A 25,284-nucleotide genomic window follows, 5' to 3' on the forward strand; every position below is an offset into this window, starting at 1 on the left:
GGACCTGACGATACCAGTCGAACAGAGAGAATAAACACTTGGACGTGGCTTGCGCCGGGTGTCAGCGATGCTGTGGACCTCGTACCGATCTATCGCTTCTAAGTTCTTTGGGTATTCGTCACAGATGATTGAACTTGAGATCGTAGGCGACGAAGTTGGACACCGTTGCCCAGCGGCGACGTCATATAGCGGGCTATTGCGGTTGCTCGGCTTACGTTGCACCAGCTGGATTGCCGCAGAGTTAGCCTGCCGAGAATAGCGAGTTGAATGGGTTCGCGCTAAAGTCAGGGCTGGAGGGACTGCGCACGTCTGCGGATCCGGATTTCGATGCGTCGACGCTCTTGAACATCCCCTGCTTGTCCCGCGGTGAGCTTATCACCTGGCACGACAAGCTGGGCCGCTGACATCGGTAACACGGTGACGCCCTTGAGTTTTGGATTGGCCTTCAAGACGTTCGCAACCGCGATTGCTCGGGCAAGCCCGAGCCCAGCATTATCCGCCGGCTGGAGAGCGTCGACCGGGAGCCGGCCGTCGATCACACCGATCGACGCGTCGTCGAGGTTGGAGGTGCTTCTTGCGACGCGTTGCTCATCAGTGTGACCGATCACCTCGACTACGTCGACCTTATAGCGTTCGAGGTTATCGGAAATCTGTTCTGCGATCGAAGTTTCGAGCTTCCCCTCGAACGCGGGTGTCAACGCCGCGCTGCCTGAGGTAAAGTAGTAGCCTCCAGCTTCGGAGAGATTGATGATCGGAGGCCACTCGTGCGGTTGGATGTCGCCCTTGAGCATCTCTTCGAGTTTGCGCGCTGCCTGGTCTAGTGGAACGTTATTGTTGGCGAGGACTTTCGAAACAGCGGCAAGCTTTTCCAGATCAGTGGGGCTCGCGTCGTTCATTTTGAGCCCGTCTATGATCTGGCGAGCGGAGACAAGTTCGCGCCATTCGCTCTCGAATTTTGCCCGGTCCGCCGGCGTCAAGGGACCGCCGAGCTTCGCCTGCGCCTCGACAAGCTGTGCCGACAATTTCTGGTTTTGTTGCTCAAACCTCACCAGCCGCTGTTCCGCGTCCAAGCGATGCTTTCGCTCGGCGGTAATCATTGCGGCAGCAACCAAAAGCAGACAGAACACCAACAACAGCATAGATTCTGCCATCGTGAGGCCGAGAATGAGCCCGCGGTTGTAGCCCTTGTGTTCAAGTCTTGGGCTGGTTTCCGCTTTCGTCACCATTTAAACAGCCGCCGTTTCGGCTCAGGGCCCGAACCCGTTGGCCCCGGCCGGGCCTCCTGCGATGTGTCGCTCGTGGCTTCCGCCGCCGTGTCTTCCCTCACGGTGGGGCCGATAATGTCGATAGTCGATGCTGTCATAGCTGGGGACAGCGTTGGGCTGTGGCGTTCGATGGCTTGCGCAATTCGATCCAGTTTGCCGTTAATGTTGGCGAGTGGCCCGAGTGTCTCGTCTAGCTTCGCTGCCTGGGAACGGGTCTCAGCGGCCCCCTCCTCCATCCTGCGCAAATGCACGTCCGTCATGTCCTTGATTGCGTCGATTGCTGGGGTGAGCTCGAACCGGATCACGTCCTCCGGTTTCCTGATTTCACCAAGGCGTGTCCCGACGCCCTCGACAGCTACACCGAACTTGTCGATGATCGTGGTGAGCTTATCTGTCGTTTCGGTAAGCTTCCTAGTGGCTGCCGCTGCCTGGTCGGTGACTGACTTGCTATGGTCCTCGATAATGGACGAGAGTTTGGTTGCAGCTTCCTGGATCGGGATAATCGCCTCCTTGGAGATCGCCTCGATCACTTTGCGGATTTCCTCGCCGTTTTTTTCGGCTTGACGACCGATTTCCTCGAAGCCTTCCGTCAGCATCTGGTTGCTGACGCGACGGTAGTTCGAGAACTCGCGGGCCGAGGTATCGAGTTCGGTGCGCACGCGTCTCGTCATCTCGGCCAGCTCGTGGCGGGCGCTGCGTTCGATGTCGATCGGATCGCGGCGCATCTGGTTGAACAGGATGCGCAACGTCACGCCAGCGATTGTCGATGTCACCGCGATGCCGAAGTTGCGAACGATCGTCTCGATCGAGGTCTCTCCCGCAAACAGGTAGAGGGAGACACCAAGACTAGAAAGAGTAAAAAGGAACCCCATGTAGTATAGGTTGTCGCCCGCCTGCTCATTGTGGAGCCGGAAGCCCGCGAGCGCGATAGAGGCCAGGAAGTAGATGGCCATCAGCGTCAGCGGAACTGCGGTCACGACAAAAGTGGACCAAGCTGCCAGCTTGGCCGACCAGATAAACGCCATCCCACCCATCGTCACAGCTGCGAACAGCATGATCGGAGCCCAGTCTCGAAATGCAGTCCTTCCAGTATCGCTTGTCGCCATCACTGCAACCCCTCCAAGCGGGTGAAGCCTGCGAAGTCCCCGTTGTTCTTTTCCACCCAGGATTTCCAGAACGTAGCAAGGTCTTCCATCTTGAACTTCTGGCCCGGCCGTTGGAAAGCAAGGATTTTGACCTGCACTCCATCTAAGGACGTTCGGAACTTTTCCCGCGCGGGGCTGGCTTCGAACTTGGTGATCGAAACCCCATCACGGTAGCTGGAAAAGTCCGTCGTATGCTCGACCATGTCCGAGGCTATGTACAAGGTTTTGCTTATACCCGCAGGCAAGGGCTGAAACGCCTCGAGGTTTATCCGCTGGATGCCCGCCATGATCGGAGAGAACTCGCCAGAAGCGCCGGAGCCGAGCTTGCCCGCGATATTGTCCAAGGGTTTCTGGAAACCCTTTTCCCAACGTTGCTGCACGAGCTTGGGATTGCTCGTCCATTCGTTGGCGAGAGCGCCACTGCCAGGATTGCAACCATGAAAAGTCCGCTCGAGCTTGCCCTCTTCAGCGGTCAAAGCGAAAACGTCGATTGCGCCGTTAACTGGGATACTGGAAACCAACCTCTGAAATTGGTTTTTGAGATCGATCGACGTAGCTTCGGAGATCGGATCCGTCACATCAAGCAAGATCGCTGTCTCGCTCGTTGCTCCGGTTGTCGGGCAAAGAGAAGTCTTGTCTAACGAGATCGTCGACATCGCTTGATATTTGATCCACCCAAACGCCCCGATCATTGCAACGGCCACGGTCGAAAGAGCGATCGTTCCGATTACAGCGCCGGCCGAGAAGCCGCGTCTTCTTGACCGACTGCTACGCCGCCTGCTGCGAGCCAACGCCTGCCTCCGGGAATAAATGGTCGAGCTTATGATATTGCGCGACAGCGGCCTCGAAGGCGGAGCCGATTTTGTTGATTTGATCGCTCAGTTCCGCCTGGGCGACTTGAATTCGTTCGGAGAGAACGCGATCGTCCCAGTCATCGCTAGTCTTCACCACCGGGGTGATGCGCTCAAGCTTGTAAGCGACCGCGAAATATGCGGGCTCAGCGTCAGTTCTCGCGGCACGGTTGGCCTCTCGATACGCCGTGAGTACGGAATTGGCGGTCCGTTCGAGGTGACTTTGATATTCGGCGAAAAGCCCCATGGTCCGCGTTCGGTGCGCGATGATTGCGGCAGTTTCCTGGCGACGTGAGCTCAGGTCCCTAACGATCTCCTCTATCTTACTATTGTGCTCGTCGCGGATTTCGCGAAGGTTGTCGATCAAATCGAGTTTTCCGGATATGTAATTTTGCCGCGCCTCGTCCAATCGCCGTTGAACCCCAGCGAAACCAGGATATGGGTCGGTCAACATACAGCCGTCGATGAACGCCAAAATCGAGAAGAAAATCCCGATGGCAAAAAGCATCCAGGAATTGATCTCTATCAATCCGAGCGGAGTTTCCCGAATGCGGCGGATGACCTCTGTCCCTGCACCCTCGAGTATGGTTGCCGACACCTCGCGATAGTGAGCCAAGGCAAGATTCACGGCAAGAGCGACAGCAACATAGGCAGCCAAGCCCACCAAACCGAACAGCTTCATCAGCCAGGATCGATGCACAAGATTACGGACGCAGAAGATGGCGAACAGCAGTGCTGCGCCGATATTGAGGACAGCGAAGACGACGGCCTCGGTGATGCCACCGATAATACCCTGTTCGCTGCCCTTGGCGAGGAAGGTACCGTTCATGACGATTTCAACGAGGACGAGAACCACAAGCAAGGCGATTTTGACACTTGTTGAGCCCGCACTAGGAACCTTCGCCGCACGATCGAGCCTATGCTTTCGCTTGAACGACGTCATCTCGTCCTCCGCGATCTTGAGATCGCGTCGCAGCCCATGCAGTTCGTCGACCCCGCTGGCAATTTCGGCCTTGAAGTCCGAGAGACTGGACGCATTGGCCTGACGGATCAGTCCAAACTGCCCCTCGAAATCCAGGTTCCGCAATCTGGCATCGAATGTCTGTGACTGGTCCTCGAGAATTTGGTACGCCGATGCCTTCTCTTGTTCGATACGAGCAACAATCCGCTGCTCGACTTCATCCAAGGACTGAGCCGAGGTTGCCGGACGATTGACCCGGCCATTCTCTTCACCCTTTCCACGGACGTCCAACGTCTGGATAAGCTTCTCGGTATCGAGCTGTGGGAAGATCTCCGTCGAGGCACGGAAATCGTGGCTGGATTCGCGAACGCCCGACCAGAGTCTGTTCAGTGCTTCAAACGGCAAGGCGTCCTCGTCGGAAACATGGTTGCGATTATCTTAATGCGCAATGCCTACCCCACAGGTTGTAGGCCGTCCAGTAGGAACAGCCGTTTGCTGATTTAATCGCTGACCACGGTTAATGTGTGTCAGGCGTCTTGTTCAAAACCAGCCGCGTTTCCAAAACCATATCAGTGGAACAACACCGCTCGCTACGATCACGGCCCAAGCAAACGGATAGCCAAACGTCCAGTTGAGCTCCGGCATGACTTTGAAGTTCATACCCCATATTCCTGCCATCAGAGTTGGCGGGACGCCTACGACGGAGGCGATGGTTAGGACCTTGAATATGTCGTTCTGCTCGATCGTGATGAAGCCGAGGACGGCATCCAAAAGAAATTGGGCCTTGTCTGAAAGGTGTCCCTCATAGTCGCTGAGCGATGAGATGTCCTTGGAAACCGCGTGAAGCTGATCGTGAAAGCCATCGGACAACTGATTATGGCACATATCCAAGGTGAAGGCGGCCATCCTTCCCACACCAAGTAGGACGTCTCTGGCCTTAGAGGATCGGTCTGCCAACTTTCCGAGCTTCGAAAGGGCATGCCGCAATGTGAAGTCGGATCTCTTGGAGGAACCCGAACCCCTCAAGTTGCCGCGAAACACCGCCTTAGAGACCTCATCTACGGCAGAAGCCAGGTGCTCAAGTACGTCGGCACCACGTCAACGATAGCCTCCATCAATGCGACGAAGACCGCCATGCTGGTGGTCAAAGTTTTGTCGTGCTCCAGCCGTTGGGCAACAATATCGAAGGTTGGCAAGGTTTCGAACCGAACGGTGATCAGTACATGCGGCGTGACGATGAAGCCAGCAGGTGTGAGGTCTGCATGCTCGATCGTCGCTGCTCCGATTACCGGAGCACTCAAATACATATTCTCCCCTTCTTTGGCCAATCGGCTAGACAGCTCGATTTCGCTAAGGTCATGACGAGAGGGTATTCGGACGCCGAGGTTCCTTTCAGTCCAACCGATTTCTTCGCTAGTGGGATCGAGCAAATCGATCCAAACCGTGCCCTCGGGAAGGCTCACCGAAGCAAGCTCAACGTCTGTTGGCTCGCGTCCACAAGAGATTGCTTTCAGCACGCTGCTACTCCGAACTGCGGGGTTAATCTCGGTTACCCGCTCGTATTTAGTACGCAGGTCGGCATCTTAGTTTCTCTTCCTGAAGCGATTTCAAGCGCCTTCGAAGGTCTGCCTGCTCGTAAACGCCCGAACGCGGGAATTTCCCGACAACATTGTCTTCCATGATGCTTAACTAACACAAAAGGGTTGGGGTGGCTGCTGGCACCCGACCCCTTCACTGCCTCAACAACCACAACCCGACTTTCTTCGTTGGTGTCGGAAACGCTTTCATCGCAAGTACTTAGCGTGCGTTCACCCTGATTCAATAGCGAGCGAACGGGATTTGATAACCGGTCGCTCGCTCAATTCGAGTTTTGTTCGGGCGCGGGGGTAACGGCGCTCGTAAAGCAGGGCGCGACGTATGACGCGACAGGGCCCCTTTGTCACGGCGGCTCCGGGACACGTCGCGGTTGGGGCTGGCCGCCGCTGTCGTTTTCGTTGGACTTGGCGACCGCACCAGGTCGGTACGGCAGCGTAAAGGCTGCACCGGCAAAAAGGGAACACAATCGAAGGCAGGAGGCTCGTCAGGTTGCAATGCTTGATGTCCCTATCCGACGACCAAATCGAACCGTTCACACAGGCCGTGCGATGCTTGGTCGACAGTAGCGACGGCCGTGCGCCCTCACCGCTGCGATCAGTCTCGTCCAGTCCAGGCAGGATGGAGCTGAACTCTCGTTCGCGGCCGCAACAGGACAAGTAATTTCTAACTGAAACACTCCATGACGCAAGCCGAGCGCCGAGATCGATTCAGATTAGGACGAGATCGCGATCGATATCATCAACTCTCAACGCGACGCTCGCAATCCCAAGACGGCTCTGCTGCCCAAAGAGCTGTGACAGCGTATGGAAAATAAACCGTGGCCCGACAGATGCCGAGCCACGCTTGTCACTATCGACTGATGGCTGACCCTTAGTCTTTGTGTTCAGGCATTGCTTTCAGCTGATCCTTAGTCCAAGACGTTACCGCGTGTACGTCGCCACTTTCGTCCCGCATCCAATCGAGGTCTGCAAACGGAACGGCAACGGGCTTCGCGCCGATGCCAAGGAAACCGCCGACATCGATCACTACGCTATTGGTGCCGTGAACATGGTCGACGGAGCCGACCTTATGGTCGTCCGCACCGTAAACGGTCGCCCCTTCGAGGTTGTCTGCGGTCAGTTCGGAAGCGGTAAGACGGACGTGGTTGGTGTGGTCCATAACGATCTCCTTGGTCTGTTACGCACTAACAATCGTATATGACGCCGATTGTTCCCCGATGATTTGGTCAATCCCCTTAAAGATCGGTCCGCAAAGCGACCCGAGTGTTATGAGCAGACACCATTGGCCGGGATTCAGCAGATCTTCGATGGAGGCGCAGATCCTGGTGGTCGTCACCGTCAGGCTCGTAGCCGCGCTCGCCACGGTGCTCGCCACCATGGTCGCCACCAACCTCTCGCGCGCAACTTGGTGTTGCCACATCGGATGGAGATAGCTGCTCCCAGGACCTAGATCGGTTTGATCAGACTACAGTATCTCGAACCCACAACGCTTGCCGCGATGTCTGAGATACGACCCAAACAATTCGAGGGCGCTTCTCCCTCCAGAACGATGACACCACAATCATCGACAACCGATATCCTGGCATCGGTGAGTTCAACAGCATACGCCAAAGCGGACGACAGTGTGGCCGCTGCCCCGGCGAGACCGGATAAGGGGCTGACGAAGCTTGATGCATTTGCCTGAAACATCTGACATTTCCTCTCGACTGGAAAAGAAACGCATAGCTCAGAATTTTGTTCATCCTGCGTTCATCTTGGCGAAAAGCGCTGAAAGAGTTAGCTGGAGATGCTACTTTCGCTACGTCAGAACCATTGGATCCTATTTGACCCGGTTCGGACGACAAGCACACAAGTGGCCGGACCTTTGTCCTTTGATGCTCCCCCACTGCCGGTTAGATCGTTGCTTCACAGCTGAATTGATCAGCGGCAAAACGGTTGTGTCATCGAAATGATACCTGGTGCCAGGCAGGGCTACGACTCGCCTTTTTAAGCATTGTTTCCTCGCTGGCGCCGCCGTCAGAGTCTTGCTTCGAACGATCTCAAGCGACACATCCGCCCAGACGCGGGCGAGCACCGTTCGCCACCCCGACATCATAGCGGACTGCCGTCCGCCGACCTTGACGCGATGGTTGCCGAAAGCCCCGCCCTTATGGTTCCGGTCTCGTCCCAAGTCACGAGTTCAGTAGAAAGGGCGAATACAAGGACAATTCGGGCGGTTCGGCCGATCATGCACGCCGCTCCGACGCAGGCGTGTTCGACATCCCGGAGATCGGCGCGTCTCTCGCGCCGTCTAAAACTAACGGACGCCCTGATGCCTCGCAGACGTCCACGCTTGCACTTGATCGAGAGGAGTAACGGCCAGAAACCGGGTAGATCTATGAACTGGAGCAGGAATCTCGGTTTGGCAGCACCAGGTAGATAGAAGGGCACTTTTCTAAGGCGAGAAACTTGATTCCAGCCAACGAGTCGCAGTCTATCTACTCGTCGCCGGTATTCGCTCACCGGCCCGCACGGCTCCTTTCAGCCGATTGCCCGACGGTGCGAGCGGGCAAACATAACGTGCGGAATAAGCGCACGACGGGAAATAAGCGAAATTGAAATCGAGGACCATGGTGTGATCTGGGCGTATTGAACCGAGATCCGCACCTTTAATGGTGTCGAGCAGGTAGCGGCCACCGCCGTATGTCTCGGTTCCTGAGGTGGCATCAGCGAACGGCAGAAAAACACCGCCGCCATAGCCTTCAATCCAATAAAGGGTCAATTCGCTGCCGACTTTATCCGCGAGGCCGTTGGTTCGGGCGAATGCGTGCAAACTTATCTGTCCGTCGTCGCCCGTCGCGACAGCGAACCGTTCTTCGCGAGGGGTAGTTAACCCGACTGTCAGACGCAGCGTCGGATCGTACGGAAATACTGCGGGGCCCAGGTACGTGTCCTTAGTGTCTGGCTCGATAGGTGATTGCGGATGGGATCGAAACAACGCTCTTCGTGTGTCGCACCACATCCGCCATGCTGCTTCAGGGTTTTCGAGTTGCCGTATCTGGAAATAGAGATTTGTGACAGTTTGCCGCCAATCCCACAGTTCGACTTCGATCATTTACATTACTCCATTTGGACGCCTGTCGAAGGCACTGGTCAGTAGCGTCGCTGCCGACAACGCGCCATCAGCGTTTGGGCAAGATGCCAATGCCGCTCGTCGAAAGCAGAAGAATCTGCATCATCGCTGCCAAGGGCACTATCGAATTGAAATGCAAAACATATGCAACATCCGCGATCGACAAGATCCGAAAGACAAAAAATGCCGGTGTAAGCGCCAAAATCAAAAGGCAGAAGTCAAGCGAACCGCCGCACATGAGCAACGCCTAAAACAGCATTAACGCTCGGTTAACGGTCGCCGCCGTCACTGCTCTCGAGGGCGACACTTTCCGGCAGACCGAACGTTATCCGTGAATGACCTACCGTTACCTCGATTGGCTGGAAAAAGCCCAAGTGGCGCGAAGCTACCGCGCGATGTTTGCGCTTGCCACCGCGATCGTCTCAGATAACACCGCGCCAAAGGAGTTGCGACGCGGCGCGCGGCGAGTGGTCAAGACGCTTGAGCCGGTGATAGATTTGCCAATCGCAAGCGCCGCTGTCTTAAAAAAGGCCCACCATTTCTTTTCGCTACTGTCCGTCTGTCTCGTGAACGAGGTCACTAAAGCCGGATTGCAAAGTTCGGAAGGCCCTGCGCGCGTAGAGCCCGAAAAGGAAGTGCCATTCACACCCATCGACCTCAAAGACGTTCTGGCAAAGTTGGCTGGCCTCGATAATGAAGCGGTTGGGGCGGGAATCCTATCTGCCACCGCTTCGTAGTCCCCATCTGACCTTTATTTGATCCCCATTTTATCGCTAAAGAGGCCAGTGGAAGAAAAGAGCATCGCCTCTGAGATATCCCGCACCGCTCGGCACTGTCGGCCTTGATTGCGTCGGCCTTTGGCTCAATCGCCTGGACCATCTGCCGGGCACGATCCTCGGCGCGTTCGTAGCTGATGGCGATCCGCGTCCTGGTCGGCAAGGGCCAAGGCGATGGCGGCGCCGATGCCGCGCGAACCGCCAGTGACAAGCGCATGCTTGCCTGCAAGATCAGTCATGAAGGTGTCCTTTCGCTCTTTCAGGGCCGTGTCGTAATTGTGTGGGGCGAGGCGCTCTTCGGGAAGAACGCGAGGAGCGATCAGTGATCTCTCTGCTCCCAAGGGAAGGCACCGCCGCCGAGCGGCGGCACAAGATCATTCGGCCTTGACAATCAGTTTCTTGCCGCTGTGGCTGCCGTCGAACAGCATCAGAAGCGTCGCGGGCAGCTTTTCGAAACCGTCGACGAATTCCTCGCCGTAGCGGATCTTGCCGCTGGTCACCAAGGGCGTCATCTCGGCCAGAAACTCCGGGAACGTGTCCATGACATAAGGTGTGGCGAAGGCCATGATGGCGATGAAACGGTAGTGGATCAGCGTGATCAGGCGCGGCAGATAGTTGATTCCCCTGGGCATCTCTGTGTCGCTATAATCCGAGATCGTGCCGCAGATAACCATCTTGGCATGCGGATTGAAATATTCCATCAGCACTGGGAACATCGGGCCACCGACATTTTCATAGAAGGCGTCGATGCCATCGGGTAACGCACGTTTAATCTGCTCTTCGAAATCCGCAGCTTTGTAGTCGATCGCATCGTCCAGACCGAGCACGTCCTTGAGGTAAGCGGTCTTGGCCGGTCCGCCAGCGACGCCGACGACGCGAAGGCCACGCAATTTACCGAGCTGTGCTGCGGTCGAGCCCACTGCGCCTGCCGCTCCGGTCACGACAAGCGTACCGCCCGGGTTGAAATCATGGACCTTGGTCATCCCGTACCAGGCGGTGAAGCCGGTCAGGCCAAGCGGTCCAAGGGCTGTCGACAGCGGTGCGACTGCTTCATCAAGCTTGCGAATATCCGAGCCATCCGACACCGCATAGTCCTGCCAGCCGGACCAGGTCTGGATGGTATCGCCGGCGGCGAAATCCGGGTGCCTGCTTTTCTCGACCACGGCGACTGTCGGGCCGCCCATGGGGTCGCCGATAGCGATGGTGGGCCATTCGGAAGAGCCGTTGCCCATCAGGTTGCGCTGATATGGATCGATCGAAAACAGCGCGTTGCGGAAGAGCACCTGCCCTTCGCTTATCTTCGGAATGCGCGTCCGCACGAGCTTGAAATCAGCCAGTTTTGCCGGACCATCGGGGCGGGCTGCAAGCGTGAATTGGCGATTGGAATGATCGGCCATCATCGTCCTCAGTATCTCATCAACATTTCATAATGGTTGTTACGTAATGACAATTATGAAACTGGACATGCGCTGTCAAGCGCATTACATAGCGATCATTGTAAAACGACGATCGGCAACGGGACGACAGGGCCATGGGACGTCCGAGGACATTTGATGTGGAGGACGCGCTGGAAGCGACGCTGGCCGTTTTCTGGCGCAAAGGTTTTGAAGGCACGTCTTATTCCGACCTCGTGGCCGCAACCGGTGTCGAGCGGCCCGCGCTTTATTCAGCCTTCGGCAACAAGGACATGCTTTTCCTCCGAGCGCTGGAGCGGTACGGATCGCATTACGGCAATTACGTCTGGGAGGCCGTCAGCCATGACAGATCGCGCGACGTCGCGTGGCAGGTGCTCGAAGGCGCCGTGGAACTCAACACGCGCTATGCAGATCGCGCCGGGTGTTTCGGCATCAATGGCGGGCTTGCGGGCTCGGACGAATCCGAGGCCAGCCGCCAGGCTCTGATCAAATGGCGCGCCGACGGTGAGGCCGTCTTAAGGGAGCGCTTCGAAAAAGCGAGACGCGAAGGCGATCTGCCGTCTGATGCCGATCCCGCCGTTCTTGCTGCCTATATCCTTGCGGTCGCCCATGGCATTGCCGTTCAGGCAAAAGCCGGCTTTTCGCGGGAAAAATTGACGGCCATCGCAAGGCAGGCTGTAAGCACGTGGCCCAGCGCTTGAATGCGTTCTGAATCCCAAGGCAGTGTTCGACCCCTTCGGGCCGGCCGCAGACTTTTGTTTGCCGTTCTGTTCGACGTCAACCCCTTCGGTCGCAATTTTGTGTTGCCACATCCGACGGTGACTGCAACTTCCAAGACTTAGATCGGTCCGATCAGACTTTAGTATCTAGACCCAACGGCGCTGGCAGAGCCGCCTAAGGTCGAGTTCATTCAACTGGTAACCCGTTTCACCACGATGACCAGCATCCTTGGCATCGATTAATGCTCACAAAGCCAGATGAAGGGTTCGTCACCTTGCGGTGCCGCGAGGCTGACCGACTATGACGCTATGCCTTTTCCGAGCCGACATCCTCCAAAAGCATTCAGGATCTGCTCCGCGCTTTTCGCTGCATAGCCGAAATAATTAGCGGCAAAACGGCAGACCCTGCTGCCGCCAGTGGGAGGGCGCGCAGGGCTTTCGTTGCTACGAAACTCGCGGCCATGGCAGCCGCCAGCTTCGCCCAGGGATAATCGCCAAGCTGAGCATGTGCACTCGCGTCCGCCCACTCCATGCGAGCCTTGACGATACCCGCGACGTCGTCTTTTATGCGCTCAAGTCGGCCCCGCAAGATCTCGAGTTCCGCACGTGTGTCGCTGTAGCGAAGATGCATCTCCACGCTCGCGGGAAGGTAATCCAGAGGAGCGCTACGCTCTACTTCCTCGGTGATCTCCTGGGGTACCTCGTCAAACGTTCCAGTAGGGAGGTCAATCGGTCCGGCGTCTACACTCTGAGCTTTCAGGAGCTCTCCATTCAATGAACCTACATTGAAACCCGACGTCATATCTTCGCGCTCATGCATTGGTGATCTCCTGTTTGGTTGTTAACGCCGAAAGAGCCCTTAGGTTCACCTACTGCAGGGAATGCGATTAGCCTAGATACTGGTCGTCACGACATGCTTTGCTCTAACGACCTCACCGCCACGAAGGCGGCACTGGCAGCTTGGTGCTCTGCCTCGAAGACTATGGCATCAACCGATCGCGCAGGCGCGCCGAAGAAAGCGGGTTTCGTTTTTCCGGCCATTGTGATGTCTGACCATCTTCCCCTGTTTCGGCGGGGATGAGATTTTCTTTAGCTTCGCTTAGGCCGCCTGGGTCGTGTTTTTGCTGAAGCATCACCTGACCGGTGAACCGAATAGGTCCCGATACTGCCTTGGTTGGCTCCTGAGATATTGATCGGGAGCTCGCACGGTCTCCCCGAAATGGGCCGCGGCATGCCAAGGCCATCGCGGATCATAAAGGATTGCCCGGGCGATAGCGACGAGGTCAGCATCGCCGGTCGTCAGAACGCCTTCCGCTTGCTCGAACTCTGTGATCAAACCGACAGCAATGACCGGAATGTCGACGGCCTGCTTAACGGCGCGAGCGAACGGCACCTGATAGTTGGGCCCGAGAGCAATCTGCTGATGTGATGCCAGCCCGCCTGTGGAAACGTGGACCGCCGAACAACCTCTCGACTCGAGCGCCTTTGCAAAGACAACTGTCTGATCGGTGTCCCAGCCACCTTCGGCCCAGTCGGTCGCCGACACTCGCATCGTCAAAGGCTTGCCGGATGGGAACGTCTCCCTGACCGCATCGAACACTTCGAGCGGGAACCGCATGCGATTTTCGAGAGAACCGCCATACTCGTCGGTGCGCCTGTTGGACAGAGGCGAAAGGAATTGATGAAGGAGGTAGCCATGTGCGCCGTGTAGCTGTACGGCGTCGATACCCAACTCAGAAGCCCTCCTCGTGGCGTCGACGAACGCGTTTCTGACGCGCGCAAGTCCTTCTTTGTCGAGGCTTTCCGGGTGATCGTACTCGTCCTTGAACGGGATAGCGCTTGGCGCTACGGTCTTCCAGCCGTTATCGCTACCCGGACTGATCTGATGGCCTCCAAGCCACGGCTTTTCTGTCGAGGCCTTGCGCCCGGCATGACCAAGCTGGATGGCGATCGGGATGTCCGACCACCTGCGCACGCTAGTTAGCACGCGTGCCATCGCTGCCTGGCAACCGTCCGAATAGAGACCGACGTCGCCGTATGAGATTCTTCCCTCCGGCGAGACCGCCGTTGCCTCGACAGTCAGAATGCCCGCCCCCGAGAGTGCAAGGTTGCCCAAATGGATTTGATGCCAGTCACTCATCTCGCCGTCAACTGCGGAGTACTGGCACATCGGCGCTATCACGATGCGATTGCGAAGCTCAAGAGAACCGACACTGACGGGTGAAAATAGTCTGGTCTTGGACATTGTCTTTCCTTCAAGGTCGGTCCACCCATTGGTTAAGCTTCTCGACAATATAGCAACTTGGTTCTTCAGGGCATGGCACGGCAACGACGTTCTCCGCGGCAGGGGTATTCGCCCCCAGCAAACTTTACCCGCCGCAGTGGGGCGTTTTCAAGGAACCGTTACCTTGCATGTTTGTTAAGTCATGACCAATCCAGGAGGCTTCCATGAGCGATGACAGATATCCAATCCCTCCCTACCCCGAGCAGCAGCAAGAGCCGCCCGGCTATACGGCACAAATGCAACCCACTCCCGATCACGGCGAGCAGTCCTACCGCGGCAACGGTAGGCTCGAGGGAAAAGTTGCTTTGGTGACAGGTGGCGACTCCGGGATCGGCAAAGCTGTAGCGATCGCCTTCGCGCGCGAGGGTGCTGATGTTGCGATTGCCTATCTTAACGAAGATGACGATGCCGAGGACACAGCAAAGTGGGTAGGAGAAGCCGGTCGTAAGGCCGTTCTTATCCCAGGAGACCTGACAACGGAGACCCACTGCAACGAGGTGATCCAGCGGACGGTCCGAGAGCTCGGCCGCATCGATATCCTTGTTAACAATGCAGCGTTTCAGCGGACATATGCCGACATCGGCGACATTTCTGTCGAAGAGTGGGATCGGACGTTCCGCACGAACATTTACGCGCCTTTCTTCCTCTCAAAAGCTGCCATTCCATACATGCGATCGGGCAGCGCGATCATCAACACGACCTCTATCCAGTCGCGCCAACCCTCGCCTCAATTGCTCGCCTATGCGTCGACAAAGGGCGCGATATCGAACTTCACCGCGGGGCTTGCGGAAATGGTGGCCGAAAGAGGAATTCGGGTAAACGCTGTCGCGCCCGGCCCGATCTGGACACCGTTGATACCATCGACAATGCCTTCGGAAAAAGCGGCAAAGTTTGGTCAAAACACGTTGATCGGACGCGCTGGGCAGCCGGCAGAGTTGGCAGGGGCTTACGTACTGCTTGCCTCCGACCTTGGCAGCTACATGACGGGTGCCGTCGTTCCCGTTACGGGCGGCGAAATCATGATTTAGCGGTCAGTTGACTGTCTTTTGCCGAAAATGCCGATCAATCGAAGTCTCGAACCGTGTTTCTAGACAGGCAATTTTTTTGGCGTCAGCAGTCGAGCACTGCAAGATTGTTCACTCAAGCAAGTTGTCGCGTAAACCAGATTGGCTTGAAGGAGGCAGTCTGACCGCTGCGGGCTGTGTCATGGAAGAAGACGCGCCCCATTTGACGACTATCGCGGGCCGCAGCAAGGGCAGCCCGCGATCGCCAACCCAGACGATATCACCGTCCCCATCAGAAAGCGCTACCGGCGCAACGCCAAAGTGAGCTCTGCTGGCGTGACGGGTTGGGTTCCCGCGGTAGCGCCGAAAGGCATTCTCGACCGCCGGTTACGGCAATAATATCGCTGCGGAAATTCGGACCTCTTGCGCAAAGGCCGGCATCTGTGCAGAAGTCATCATGTTCGATGGTCTCTCGTCATAAGCGAAATGTTCACCCAGTAAATATGACTCGTTGCGCCGTTCTGGCTTGCTCGCAGACTTGCAAGTCGGTTGGAAGCAGCACGACACTTTTTTTCATTGGTCGACGGAGAGTTAGAAGGTGACGTCGAGACAAATTATTCCGTAAGCCGGACTGGACGCATATTCAACCCGCACCCGCGAGATGCCGATATAAGAAGGCGGTTGGTCCAGCTTAGAACCAGCAAACGCTTTCTTGCGCGGCATCTCTATCACTGGATGGATATCCGCGTCAGCGTCTCAATGGCTTCGGAATTTCCTGACCCGGCTGTGGACGCCACAGCTCTCTTCTGAGCACCAAATCCGCCGCCCTCCCTTTGATCTATCGAGGAACAGCCAGCCGCAGTTATCACCCTTGCATTCCCTCACAGGTCGCCGCTCGGATCGTGTTGTCAAAAGCTCTGCGGCGGATGAGGCAAGAACGTGCACAAGGTCGCTAGGTGCTTCGATCCTATGCGCCCAAGTCCAGTCTCCGGAGCGGTTCACGAGCGCTTGGCGGCCGCGAGCTTCTGTTGCCACTGCGCCGATATAGGCGACGTCATGCATGTTTGGTTTCCCGACCATCTCCTCACGCAGAAAGACACGGTGGAGACATTCGCGCAGTTCTACCGCAGCTTCCAGAGCCTTCGTTGCCGCAGCAGGATTTTTTTTCGCCATCTGCTTCAAACCAGCTGCTTGCACGTCCGAAACGAGATCGACCCTTCTACCGAAAGCGATCACGTCAATGTAATCGCCAAGGAAATCCGGACCCCATCGATTTCGTCGGCTGTCGACGGTGTTCACAAAGTCGAGCGCGGGATGGCCGCCGCTCAGTCGCATATCTTCTACTGAATTTGCCATATGGAACAGGATACAGTTGCGTGAGTTGTAACGGTATAAACGGATTATACTCGTTACACCGATCGGGTCCACACCATGTCAGCTTCAAACTACGGGAAATTCGCGATACTTTGCGCCATATGGGGTCTGACTTGGATCGCTGTCAAAATCGGCGTGACGACCTTGCCACCCATGTTATTTGCGGCCCTACGCTTTGTGACAGCAGGGGCTGTCTTTCTCACGATAGCGATCTGGCACCGTTCCTCGATGCGGGCACTGGCCGCGGACTGGCTGCCAATCTGTATCGCCAGCTTGCTGATGATCGCCCTGTGCTATGGGCCGCTGTTCTGGGGAATGACAAAGGTTCCGTCCGGCACCGCTGCCGTCTTGGAAATGTCTTTGACGCCCATCTGCTTGTTCGTGTTTGGGATCTTTATGCGGCAGGAAGCATGGAGTTGGCCAGCAGCCTTTGGCCTGGCCGTCGGTTCGATTGGGCTATATCTTCTATTCGTTGGAGGAAATCGCGTAAGCTACGACGAGGGAGCATGGATCGGCATCATTGCCGTATGCTGGGCTGCCGCATCATCAGCACTTGGCTCGGTATTGGCAAAGCCGATGATTGCGAAGCACGGTAGCACCGCCGTCGCCGGTGCGACGACATTCTTGGGCGGATTGCTGCTCGCTGCTGCGGCCCCAATCTCCGGCGAAGACTTCACCGACTTGGCGGCTTCCAACTGGACCATGAAGGCGTTCGGTGGCTGGTTGTTCCTAGTGATCTTCGGCTCTCTGATTGGCTACCGGCTTTACATCCAGCTCCTGAGGGATGCGGGGCCGACACGCGCAGGCATGTTTGCCTTTGTATCACCAGCTATTGCGGTCGCAGTCGGGACAGTGTTGGCACAGGAGCCGTTGACCGCTACCAACCTCGTCGGCATGGGCTTCATGCTCTTGTCTGCGGCGGTATGCCTCTACGGCGCAAAAGTGGCGCCTAGCAAGATGTCCAGGTAATGTCGCCTTGCTCCGCCTCGTGCTGCCTTAGGGCATCGGAACTACGCAAAAGGCAATGCAGGGGCGCTAACAACAAGACATCCGCTATGTGTCATACTGCACCAGCAGCGCGCTGGCTTGGTTGAAGGTTCTCATCAGGTGTGCGATCAAAGCGCCCATCCCATGGCACATCAGAAAAAAGGTGGCTCGTTTGGAAAAAGACCCCGAAATCATCTATTCGCCGTTGTGCACAACGTACGAAAGGGACAATCGCACCGTTCAGGTGACCATTTTTCGCATGGAGTCTGAGACAACCTGGCATTTGGAAGTCGTCAACGAGATGAACACGTCGACCGTCTGGGAGGATCCGTTTGAATCGGATGCCGACGCTTTCGCCGAATTCATGGCGACCGTTGAGGAGGAGGGAATGGGCGCATTCGAAGATATTCCCAGAATCGTTCACTGAACCAGAATGCGGTCTGCGGTCAACTGGAGGGAGCGAAGCGCCATGGCGAAGAATGGGTTAGGCTCCGTTTTTGTCCGCCGTTGCAAGTGGACGATGCCGCCATCTTTTTTGCCCCAACGGAACCAAATGAAATTGCAACCGCGAACCCTAAATTTGCGGGCCAACCTGCGGTTTGCTTCATCCCCGCGTCACCTCGCCCATGGCACACGATCTGGCACACGCTTCCATTAGGGCCTATGAATCTTGGAATAAGAAGCGTTGCGGCCGCGGAAAAGGCGCCCAAAAGACAATCACGGGTACCCGACGCGATGGAAGACGTTAAGCAGGCTCTACCAAGGCATACCTGCGACAGTGCTCCAGATACGCTGCCTCATGGGTCGCGACTAAATCTACCACGCTTGCCCAAAGCCAGGACGGTGCGTCGATTTTCCGGATTGGGCCGCTTTTTAACTCGGCCAGCCAGGATTTCCTGTCGTTTGCATCCATCTGCAGTGCGTGAGCCAGCCCAACGGTGTGCGCAAGATACTCTGCAACGGTCAGTGCTTCTTCCCTTGTTAGCTTGTCGATCTCGATTTTCAAATCTTGAGGCAACAGTTCGCGCACAAATATCGACTTCCCGAGAAGGTCTGTCGCCACCATCCGAGTGCCCAAGTATGGAGACAAGTTCCTCGCTCCTTCGACGACCCGCTCTGCGCTATCGACAGGCATCGCGACGTCAGTGGCCCGGGGGGCACTCGGCGCGACAGCCTCCTTGATATCCATGAGCCGGTACACTTCGTTCTTGCCTTCGCCGATGACCAGAAGTGCCGCCACCCTGAGCCTCCCGAGTGAACTGCACCCCTTCTTCCAGAAAGCAGCATCAACAACCCTTACTTTACCACTTGTCCGAATATCGGGCAGTGCGGAGACGAGGTCCTCCACGCGCTGTTCGGCGAACATCGCATCTACAGATTCACGTTCAAAACGGGTCAGCGGCCAGAACCTTGGACCAATGGGCAGTTGTCGAACCTCGCCTTCGATCCTCTCATCAGCGAGATGTTTCCACGATCGCTTTGCCGCGTGCCGCATCAGCGATTTCACCGTTTCTGGCATCACGCTGGAAGCATTATCGGCGTCGATGAGAAAGGCCTTCGTATAGCCGTCAATCATGCGCTCGAGCATCAGCGCCGTGGTCACCCCCGGCAGGTCTGATGAACGAGCCGCCATGGCAAGAGAAAGCGCCAGCCGGATCAAGTCGTGTGCCGGGTTTCCGATGACTGTCTGATCGAGGTCGCGAATTTGGATCGCAAGTGCCCCGTCCCCATTCGCTACAGGACCAAGGTTCCCAGAGTGGCAGTCCCCGCATATCCAGATCGCAGGCCCGATCGGAATTTCAGCGCGGTCACTTTGTGAAAGCCACTCATAGAAACGCTTCGTGCTCCCGCGCACGTAGGCATGCGCCGATTCTGCCATCTTGCGATTGCGTTCAAGGATCAGTGCCCGGACGCGATCTTCCGGCAATACAGTATGTCTCATGGGAATGTGCTTGACCTGCGAAGGGATTTATTGGCTGCTGTCTATAACGCGGGGTGGTTCGCGACAGTTCCGTGTAGTTGACACGGGGACACGCCGCAGCGTCAAGCGGAAAGCTGCAAGGCGGCTCCTCGGCAGCCCTCAATGGCGGGCGCGGCGCTCGCTGATGGCCACCGCGAGCATCGAACTTGCGGCATCCGCATTGCAAGGCTTCACGACACCAGAATTTACCGAGCGTCATTAGGACATGCTCCCATTCTCGCACCCCACGTGAGCCAAGGCCGATGGAGCGGGAAAGCATCGAGGTCACGCATTACGTTGGCGTTGCATTTTAGCGGTTTGTTCACCACGACTGGACCGAACCGAACGAGCTGCGATGCATATTAAGTTTCCTGTCATGTGAAGCTGTTAAGCCCTTCCTCGAAGTCACAGCAGAGAGTTGAGATGCCCCGTTACGAAGTCGAGATGTCGGACGACCGATGGGTGGTCATCGATAAAAACACGGGGCTAGCGCTCCGGGGTGATTCAGGTGAGCGGGCCACTCGGTTGGAAGCTCAAGCTCTCGCTGATTTCCGCAATGGCATCGGGATCCCGACGCAGAAGCGTGTCCATACGCGCCTTCAAGCCATCCGACTTGCATGGAAAGCAATCTTAGGCGGCCGTCTATAGCTGCAAGAACCGCTTTTTGCTGGGTTGGGTCACGCTAGCTGTATCTCTTCGCCGCGCCATCGCGACAAGTGGTTTGCCGGAAGCCGACTATGGCGAGGCATGTCCAACGCGCGTTCCATTCCGAACGGGTCAACAGAGATATCTTCAATTTTTAGCGCCAAGCGTACTTCAAGCGTACTTCAAGCGTCGTTGCCATGGCCACGCAGTGCCGACCTACATTGGTTTCACCGAGGAAGTCCGCCCGAAATGATCGCGCTACCTAGTCTGCTGAAAACGCCCTTAGCCCCATTATAGATTCCTCGCCAAACGTCTCGGTTAATGCTTGAACGAGCAGCTGCTAAGCAACCAAGCGAACCATTAGCACCAAGCAACCTAAAGTATATTTACGTATACTGATATTAATATTTTGATTAAATCTTTAAAGATTTCATGCTTACTTAATTATTATCCACCACATTCCCCTAAAATCATGGGGGTTCCTCAGTGTTGTGGAAAGACAAGTCAGGTAACTTTGGAGTAATGACGGCGCTGCTGGTCGTCCCGTTGTTCGCATGTGCTGGACTGGCTGTCGACTTTTCTAAAGCCATGGTGAGTAAAGCCGAGCTTCAAAGCGCCGCTGATTCCGCCGTTTTGTCCGCGGTATCGATGGCAAAGACGTCAAACGACACCATGAGAGCCGAGCTGACGAAGGTTTTCAAGGGTAACCTTTCACCAGCCTTGGCCGGATCGGCGTCCGTTGAAGACATCAATATCTCCGCTGATAACTACATCACGATCAACGCGCAGAGCTCCATTCCATTGACGCTCGGGGCTTTCTTTTTTAAGGATTCCTGGCAGTTGAAGGTAGCCGCACAAGCGGTCCGGTCCGATTACCAGAAGGTCGAGGTCGCCATGGTGCTCGACAACACGTACTCGATGACAGGGCAAAAGCTTGCAGACCTCAAGACCGCGGCCAACGCCCTTCTCGACGTATTCGAGAAGAGCAAGAACCCGAACGTCAGGTTCGCGCTTGTCCCGTTCTCCCGCTATGTGAATGTCGGCACCGCGAACCGCAATCAGCTTTGGCTCACGGTTCCGGACGATTATTCCACGACAAAAAATTCCTGCACCACCTCGAAGCCGGTGGTTTCAAAGTCCGGCTGCAAGACTATCACGACGACCGGCACCAACGATGGCGTGAAGACGACGTCTACCAAAGAGCAATGCGATAGTTACACCTACGGCGAACCAGTGACGTCGTGCAGTGACAAGACCAGCACCTACACGTGGACTGGATGCGTGGGGTCACGAAACAGCCCGCTTGACGTCAGCGATACGGAGCCAACAATTCGCTACACAGGACTACTCAATACAAGCTGTGGGTCAGCGGTGGTTCCACTGACGACGAACTATTCAACCCTACGGACCGCCATTTCGAAGATGGTCGCGAACAATGAAACCTACATTCCCGCCGGCGTCTTGTGGGGCTGGAACATGCTGTCGCCGACGCAACCCTTCACAGAGGGAGAGCCGAAGGCAACTGGCATCAGCAAGTTCTTGATCATCATGACAGATGGCACCAATACTCTGTCGCCGAATAAATCGAACTACATGCTTCACACAGGGACCGACACAGCCAAGGCCGACAGCCTCATGACGACTGTATGTAGCAATGCGAAAAACGCAGGCCTGACAATCTACACCGTTGCTGTCGGTGTCAGCGGATCGACTGCGGAAGGGCTTGCCACATGTGCGAACGACAATGGCAAGGCTTTCAACATTGAAGACTCGGCCAAGCTGGTGGAGGTCTTCAAAAAGATAGCCGGACAGATTTTGACGCCTAGGCTTACTATGTGACTGCCGCATCGAGGCGAAAGTTGATCCAACTAAGGCGCAGCTTGGCCAGGGCCACGATATTCACGGACGGTTTGACGTTCTGACAGGTGGTGGTCATGAGCGAAGACATCGGGCAGGCTCTAAGGCGGGCTGCCCTTGTGCTGTTGCCGAACTTAAAGCGACGTGCCTCAGCGTGCACGTTGATCCTTATTGATCTTGCACGGAAGGCAGCAAGCGACTCACGAGCGAATTGTGACTACATCGCTGGCAGATCGGGTCTGCGGACCATGGTAAACCGCCTCGATGTTGTTTCCGCTTGGGTCCAGTAGAAAGGAGGCGTAGTAGCCCGAGTGGTAGGGACGCTCCCCTGGAGGCCCGTTGTCTCGCCCCCCGCTTGCAAGTCCAGCAGCATGGAAACGCTGAACTGCAGCACGATCCTCAGCTTGGAAGGCGAGATAAATTCGGCTCTCGTAGTCATCTGACCTGTCTACATAAAGCTCGTCCGAGCAGAAATACCCGTCGCCCTTGCTGGTAATCCGCCTGCCCAAGGCCCCAAGGACAGCTTCATAAAATGCTTGGGACTCAGCAAACTTTCTAGTCCTGATGTGGACATGGTCTATCAATCGACCGAGATGCTGTTCCATGACATTGCTCCACCCAATCAGCCTACTGGCCTGTCTCTAGAAACTGTAAACGCCGGTGTGCGGCGACAAAATACAATGGGCTGACCTCATGCAGGCTTTAATATTGTAACGGACCTGCAAGAACCTTGAGGTCTCGGCATGTGCAAGGCGAGATCACCATCTTCGTCTCGGGCCGCACAGCTCTGCTTCTTGCTCCAATGCTCATTCCATCTATGCAAAACGGTATATTTATGTCAGTAGTAACGGCTCTCATACCGTGATTTCCACTTGCTAGAATCGTCCACCATCCCTCTCACGAAATTTTAGATGCCGACCTCTTAGCGGATGTTTCATGGGCCTTTGAAGCCAGCAGCGGGCATTTCGTCAACGCGCCGAGATCACCCTAGCAATATCGCGGCCTTCTTTTCCCGCGTTGTGAAAATAGCTCACCAGCCCAGGCGTCATGCCGGCGAAGAAAAGACCGGGAATTGAGCTGCCACTGCCGTTGCCACGGCGAACGGCATTTCCCACTGCGTCAACCACGCCTAGACCGCCAAGCAAGCTTTCAAGGCCAGCGGAGTACCCAGTAGCAGAAATGATGATATCGGGCTCGATTAGCGTCCCATCACGAAGTTTAACGTACTTACCGTCGATGCGGGATACCGGGGAAACGACCAGTGTTTTTCCCTCTTTGATCGATCTGATCGCACCGTCATCGACAGGAATGGCGATCTGCTCGTTACGCAACCTGGTGGCTGCGCCCCTCGTTTCCCTTGGAAGGCCTAGTTCTGAGACATTGCCAAAGGCCATCTTCTGGATCAGGTTTATCGCTAAGTCAGACAGGACCGCCGGAAAGATGTCCATGAGAGGCGAGAAACGATGGACTGCCAGGCCGTTAAAGCGCTTGGGCAGGATCGCCGACCCAGACCGGACGGATAGCCATATTCGCGTCCCCGGGACCCGCGCCAGGTGGTTGACGATATCGAATCCTGAATTCCCGCCTCCAATCACGAGCACGCGCTTACCGGCATAGGCAGTGGCATCACCAAATGCCGACGAATGGTTCTTCTGTCCCGAAAAAGTGTCGAAGCCATCGATGGCTGGTTCGACCGGACGTCTGTCGCGTCCGGTAGCGACAATCACGTTCCTTGCAAAGACCGTCTCTTCCATCGTCTGTACAGAAAACACGCCATCTTGCGCAACGGAAACAACTTCCACGCCGTTTCGTACGCGGAATTCGTGTTTTCGCGCAAAGTCGCCGAGATGGCGCACGACGTCATCCCGCCTCGGAAACGCTGGGGTCTTGTCGGGATAGGTAAAGCCCGGCATGTGAGAGACACTGCGGTGGGTGTTCAAAGAGAGCTGGGGATGTCGGCTTCGCCATGTGTCGCCCACAGACACCCCCTGATCCAGCAGGAGCGGACTTATTCCTCTCCTGACCAACTGATATGCGACTGACAGACCTGAGAGGCCGGCACCGATAATGACTGCCTTTTCGGGATTCGATCTTTCCATGGGTGGACCATGGGCAAAACAATGCCCGATGGCAACACCTGCCGACGAACCTTACACAAGCGCTCGCCAAATCGTGCTTTTCGCTGTGCCATCTTCGCAAACCATGTGCAAGTGTCCCATGCAGGTGGGGAATCATAGATGCCAAAGATCAGACGGATTTTCGATAGCTTTATGGAGCGTCGGATCGCGCACATCCCCGCGCTCGAAGCTACCTCGGATCAAAAGCTCGACCTTTGTCGCCAACATGGAGACTTCGCTGTTGCCTATTCCACCGCTGTCCAGGCAAACCTCAAGTACTTTGGGGATGATACAGGTTATTTGGCATACGCGACAAAAATGGGACACGCATTCGTCCTTGGCGATCCAGTCGCACCGAAGGCCGAGCGGGAGCGGTACATTCGCCAGTTCATCGAGGCTGCGGCGAGCCCGTGTTTCGTCCAGGTCAGCAAAGAGACCGCAGCCGTCCTATCTACCCTCGGTTATCGCGTCAATCACATGGGTGTGGATACCCATATTACGTTTGACCGACACAGCTTTTCCGGCAAACGGAACGAGACGGTGCGATACTCGGAGCGCTGGCTGATAAAGCAGGGTTACGCGATCATCGAATGCGATGGCACGAAGACACAAGCGGACCAGATCAAGTCAATTTCCGACGGCTGGCGATCGGGCCGCATCGTCAGCCGTCGCGAAATGTGTTTCTTGAACCGGCCTTTCTTTCCGGACCTGTCGCCCCACATGCGACGCTTTGTAATCCTTAGCCCAGAAGGGGCTGCCATCGCGCTTTTGGATTTCGACCCCATCTTCGAAGGTGGCATTGTGACGGGCTACACCGCGGCCTTCAAACGAAAGCTTCCCGGCACCACCCCGCATGCAGAAATCGGCTTGACGAAATTCGCGGCGGACAGGTTTCGAGAAGAAGGCCGCGCACGCGTAACGCTCGGCCTGTCTCCTCTTGCTGCCATTTCGGCCAGCGGGTTCACAGAGAGCCGCATATGGCGTGGACTTTTCCAACGGGCGTTTCAGTCGGAGAGGGTGAATGCCCACATCTTCAATTTGAAAGGCCAAGCCGCGTTCAAACGCCGCTTTCATGGCGATGAAATTCCCACCTATATCGCTTCCAAACGGAGAACCCCTTTGGAGATCGTAGCCCTTCTGAGGTTGCTGAAGACCCTCTAAGCTCCGGAGAACGTTTGAAGCCGCTTCCGGCGCCCAGGGAAGCTGGGAAGGTAGGA

21 protein-coding genes and 2 pseudogenes are annotated in these 25,284 nt (G+C 56.2%); 7 read left to right on the forward strand and 16 right to left on the reverse strand.

What is annotated here, in order from left to right:
- Window positions 1-284 precede the first annotated feature (284 nt).
- The 8 genes from D460_RS0128945 to D460_RS0128980 all read right to left on the reverse strand — a co-directional run bounded on the left by D460_RS0128945 (window position 285) and on the right by D460_RS0128980 (window position 8,911).
- Window positions 285-1,226 carry an OmpA family protein gene (locus D460_RS0128945; RefSeq protein WP_018902110.1) on the reverse strand — a complete coding sequence of 314 codons (942 nt, stop codon included), beginning with the start codon at window positions 1,224-1,226 and terminating at the stop codon, window positions 285-287.
- Window positions 1,220-2,371 (reverse strand): hypothetical protein, encoded by a 1,152-nt coding sequence (locus D460_RS0128950; RefSeq protein ID WP_018902111.1) that lies wholly within the window; start codon window positions 2,369-2,371, stop codon window positions 1,220-1,222. The genes D460_RS0128945 and D460_RS0128950 overlap by 7 nt, the downstream gene beginning before the upstream one ends.
- Window positions 2,371-3,201 (reverse strand): hypothetical protein, encoded by an 831-nt coding sequence (locus tag D460_RS0128955; RefSeq protein ID WP_026283664.1) that lies wholly within the window; start codon window positions 3,199-3,201, stop codon window positions 2,371-2,373. Before D460_RS0128955 ends, D460_RS0128950 begins: the two co-directional genes overlap by 1 nt.
- Window positions 3,179-4,627 (reverse strand): hypothetical protein, encoded by a 1,449-nt coding sequence (locus tag D460_RS0128960; protein ID WP_018902113.1) that lies wholly within the window; start codon window positions 4,625-4,627, stop codon window positions 3,179-3,181. Before D460_RS0128960 ends, D460_RS0128955 begins: the two co-directional genes overlap by 23 nt.
- Window positions 4,628-4,762: 135 nt before the next feature.
- The gene (locus D460_RS36970; protein WP_245267832.1) at window positions 4,763-5,263 is read right to left on the reverse strand and encodes a CorA family divalent cation transporter; all 501 of its coding nucleotides are present in this window, start codon (window positions 5,261-5,263) and stop codon (window positions 4,763-4,765) included.
- Between the two features lie 17 nt (window positions 5,264-5,280).
- Window positions 5,281-5,739 (reverse strand): CorA family divalent cation transporter, encoded by a 459-nt coding sequence (locus D460_RS36975; protein ID WP_245267833.1) that lies wholly within the window; start codon window positions 5,737-5,739, stop codon window positions 5,281-5,283.
- A gap of 949 nt (window positions 5,740-6,688) precedes the next feature.
- The gene (locus D460_RS0128970) at window positions 6,689-6,976 is read right to left on the reverse strand and encodes a PRC-barrel domain-containing protein (RefSeq protein ID WP_018902114.1); all 288 of its coding nucleotides are present in this window, start codon (window positions 6,974-6,976) and stop codon (window positions 6,689-6,691) included.
- 1,314 nt (window positions 6,977-8,290) lie between these two features.
- A complete protein-coding gene (locus D460_RS0128980) occupies window positions 8,291-8,911 on the reverse strand; it encodes a DUF1684 domain-containing protein (RefSeq protein ID WP_018902117.1) in 621 nt (206 codons plus the stop codon).
- A 353-nt stretch (window positions 8,912-9,264) separates the two neighbouring features.
- Between D460_RS0128980 and D460_RS36590 the strand changes: the two genes are divergently transcribed.
- On the forward strand, window positions 9,265-9,666 hold the full coding sequence (locus D460_RS36590) for a hypothetical protein (RefSeq protein WP_113237717.1): 402 nt from the start codon (window positions 9,265-9,267) through the stop codon (window positions 9,664-9,666).
- A gap of 88 nt (window positions 9,667-9,754) precedes the next feature.
- Here the strand turns inward: D460_RS36590 and D460_RS35590 are convergent.
- Both D460_RS35590 and D460_RS0129000 read right to left on the reverse strand, forming a co-directional pair.
- Window positions 9,755-9,944, reverse strand: a pseudogene (locus D460_RS35590) (SDR family NAD(P)-dependent oxidoreductase); the annotation flags it as partial.
- Between the two features lie 135 nt (window positions 9,945-10,079).
- Window positions 10,080-11,102, reverse strand: coding sequence for an NADP-dependent oxidoreductase (locus tag D460_RS0129000; protein ID WP_155947884.1), 1,023 nt, complete (start codon window positions 11,100-11,102; stop codon window positions 10,080-10,082).
- 134 nt (window positions 11,103-11,236) lie between these two features.
- Between D460_RS0129000 and D460_RS0129005 the strand changes: the two genes are divergently transcribed.
- On the forward strand, window positions 11,237-11,821 hold the full coding sequence (locus tag D460_RS0129005; RefSeq protein WP_026283665.1) for a TetR/AcrR family transcriptional regulator: 585 nt from the start codon (window positions 11,237-11,239) through the stop codon (window positions 11,819-11,821).
- 361 nt (window positions 11,822-12,182) lie between these two features.
- Here the strand turns inward: D460_RS0129005 and D460_RS34700 are convergent, their stop codons facing one another.
- Both D460_RS34700 and D460_RS0129020 read right to left on the reverse strand, forming a co-directional pair.
- Window positions 12,183-12,659 carry a hypothetical protein gene (locus tag D460_RS34700; protein WP_018902123.1) on the reverse strand — a complete coding sequence of 159 codons (477 nt, stop codon included), beginning with the start codon at window positions 12,657-12,659 and terminating at the stop codon, window positions 12,183-12,185.
- A gap of 312 nt (window positions 12,660-12,971) precedes the next feature.
- Window positions 12,972-14,084 carry an NADH:flavin oxidoreductase/NADH oxidase gene (locus D460_RS0129020; protein WP_018902125.1) on the reverse strand — a complete coding sequence of 371 codons (1,113 nt, stop codon included), beginning with the start codon at window positions 14,082-14,084 and terminating at the stop codon, window positions 12,972-12,974.
- A gap of 203 nt (window positions 14,085-14,287) precedes the next feature.
- Here D460_RS0129020 and D460_RS0129025 point away from each other — a divergent pair, with 203 nt between their 5' ends.
- Window positions 14,288-15,151, forward strand: a complete 864-nt coding sequence (locus tag D460_RS0129025) for an SDR family oxidoreductase (protein ID WP_018902126.1) — start codon at window positions 14,288-14,290, stop codon at window positions 15,149-15,151.
- A gap of 732 nt (window positions 15,152-15,883) precedes the next feature.
- Here D460_RS0129025 and D460_RS35595 read toward each other — a convergent pair.
- Entirely contained in the window at window positions 15,884-16,483 is a 600-nt protein-coding gene (locus D460_RS35595; protein WP_081620005.1) for an ABATE domain-containing protein, read from the reverse strand.
- Between the two features lie 75 nt (window positions 16,484-16,558).
- On the opposite strand from D460_RS35595, the gene D460_RS0129035 reads away from it, so the two are divergent.
- Window positions 16,559-17,470: an EamA family transporter gene (locus D460_RS0129035; RefSeq protein WP_018902128.1), complete on the forward strand. Its 912-nt coding sequence runs from the start codon at window positions 16,559-16,561 to the stop codon at window positions 17,468-17,470.
- 190 nt (window positions 17,471-17,660) lie between these two features.
- A complete protein-coding gene (locus tag D460_RS0129045; protein WP_026283666.1) occupies window positions 17,661-17,915 on the forward strand; it encodes a hypothetical protein in 255 nt (84 codons plus the stop codon).
- A 318-nt stretch (window positions 17,916-18,233) separates the two neighbouring features.
- Here D460_RS0129045 and D460_RS0129050 read toward each other — a convergent pair whose 3' ends face one another.
- Window positions 18,234-19,430, reverse strand: a complete 1,197-nt coding sequence (locus D460_RS0129050) for a DUF2252 family protein (protein ID WP_037112318.1) — start codon at window positions 19,428-19,430, stop codon at window positions 18,234-18,236.
- A 1,149-nt stretch (window positions 19,431-20,579) separates the two neighbouring features.
- Here D460_RS0129050 and D460_RS0129060 point away from each other — a divergent pair.
- Window positions 20,580-21,932 (forward strand): pilus assembly protein, encoded by a 1,353-nt coding sequence (locus D460_RS0129060; protein WP_280741339.1) that lies wholly within the window; start codon window positions 20,580-20,582, stop codon window positions 21,930-21,932.
- A gap of 218 nt (window positions 21,933-22,150) precedes the next feature.
- Here D460_RS0129060 and D460_RS34090 read toward each other — a convergent pair whose 3' ends face one another.
- Window positions 22,151-22,555: a VOC family protein gene (locus D460_RS34090; RefSeq protein WP_018902133.1), complete on the reverse strand. Its 405-nt coding sequence runs from the start codon at window positions 22,553-22,555 to the stop codon at window positions 22,151-22,153.
- 612 nt (window positions 22,556-23,167) lie between these two features.
- Window positions 23,168-24,185 (reverse strand): annotated as a pseudogene (locus D460_RS0129070) (NAD(P)/FAD-dependent oxidoreductase); the annotation flags it as partial.
- Between the two features lie 2 nt (window positions 24,186-24,187).
- Between D460_RS0129070 and D460_RS0129075 the strand changes: the two are divergent.
- On the forward strand, window positions 24,188-25,228 hold the full coding sequence (locus D460_RS0129075) for a phosphatidylglycerol lysyltransferase domain-containing protein (RefSeq protein ID WP_018902135.1): 1,041 nt from the start codon (window positions 24,188-24,190) through the stop codon (window positions 25,226-25,228).
- Window positions 25,229-25,284: the final 56 nt, after the last annotated feature.

Origin of the sequence: Rhizobium sp. 2MFCol3.1 (genome assembly GCF_000377565.1) — a bacterium.
Classification (GTDB): Bacteria; Pseudomonadota; Alphaproteobacteria; order Rhizobiales; family Rhizobiaceae; genus Rhizobium.

Bases quoted from the DNA above. Each gene is read 5' to 3' on its own strand.
- D460_RS0129020 (WP_018902125.1), bottom strand. From the start codon at position 14,084: ATGTCCAAGACCAGACTATTTTCACCCGTCAGTGTCGGTTCTCTTGAG.
- D460_RS0128950 (WP_018902111.1), bottom strand. From the start codon at position 2,371: ATGGCGACAAGCGATACTGGAAGGACTGCATTTCGAGACTGGGCTCCG.
- D460_RS36590 (WP_113237717.1), top strand. From the start codon at position 9,265: ATGACCTACCGTTACCTCGATTGGCTGGAAAAAGCCCAAGTGGCGCGA.
- D460_RS0129025 (WP_018902126.1), top strand. From the start codon at position 14,288: ATGAGCGATGACAGATATCCAATCCCTCCCTACCCCGAGCAGCAGCAA.
- D460_RS0129075 (WP_018902135.1), top strand. From the start codon at position 24,188: ATGCCAAAGATCAGACGGATTTTCGATAGCTTTATGGAGCGTCGGATC.
- D460_RS34700 (WP_018902123.1), bottom strand. From the start codon at position 12,659: ATGCATGAGCGCGAAGATATGACGTCGGGTTTCAATGTAGGTTCATTG.
- D460_RS34090 (WP_018902133.1), bottom strand. From the start codon at position 22,555: ATGGAACAGCATCTCGGTCGATTGATAGACCATGTCCACATCAGGACT.
- D460_RS0129035 (WP_018902128.1), top strand. From the start codon at position 16,559: ATGTCAGCTTCAAACTACGGGAAATTCGCGATACTTTGCGCCATATGG.
- D460_RS0128945 (WP_018902110.1), bottom strand. From the start codon at position 1,226: ATGGTGACGAAAGCGGAAACCAGCCCAAGACTTGAACACAAGGGCTAC.
- D460_RS35595 (WP_081620005.1), bottom strand. From the start codon at position 16,483: ATGGCAAATTCAGTAGAAGATATGCGACTGAGCGGCGGCCATCCCGCG.
- D460_RS0128980 (WP_018902117.1), bottom strand. From the start codon at position 8,911: ATGATCGAAGTCGAACTGTGGGATTGGCGGCAAACTGTCACAAATCTC.
- D460_RS0129000 (WP_155947884.1), bottom strand. From the start codon at position 11,102: ATGGCCGATCATTCCAATCGCCAATTCACGCTTGCAGCCCGCCCCGAT.
- D460_RS0128970 (WP_018902114.1), bottom strand. From the start codon at position 6,976: ATGGACCACACCAACCACGTCCGTCTTACCGCTTCCGAACTGACCGCA.
- D460_RS0129005 (WP_026283665.1), top strand. From the start codon at position 11,237: ATGGGACGTCCGAGGACATTTGATGTGGAGGACGCGCTGGAAGCGACG.
- D460_RS0129050 (WP_037112318.1), bottom strand. From the start codon at position 19,430: ATGAGACATACTGTATTGCCGGAAGATCGCGTCCGGGCACTGATCCTT.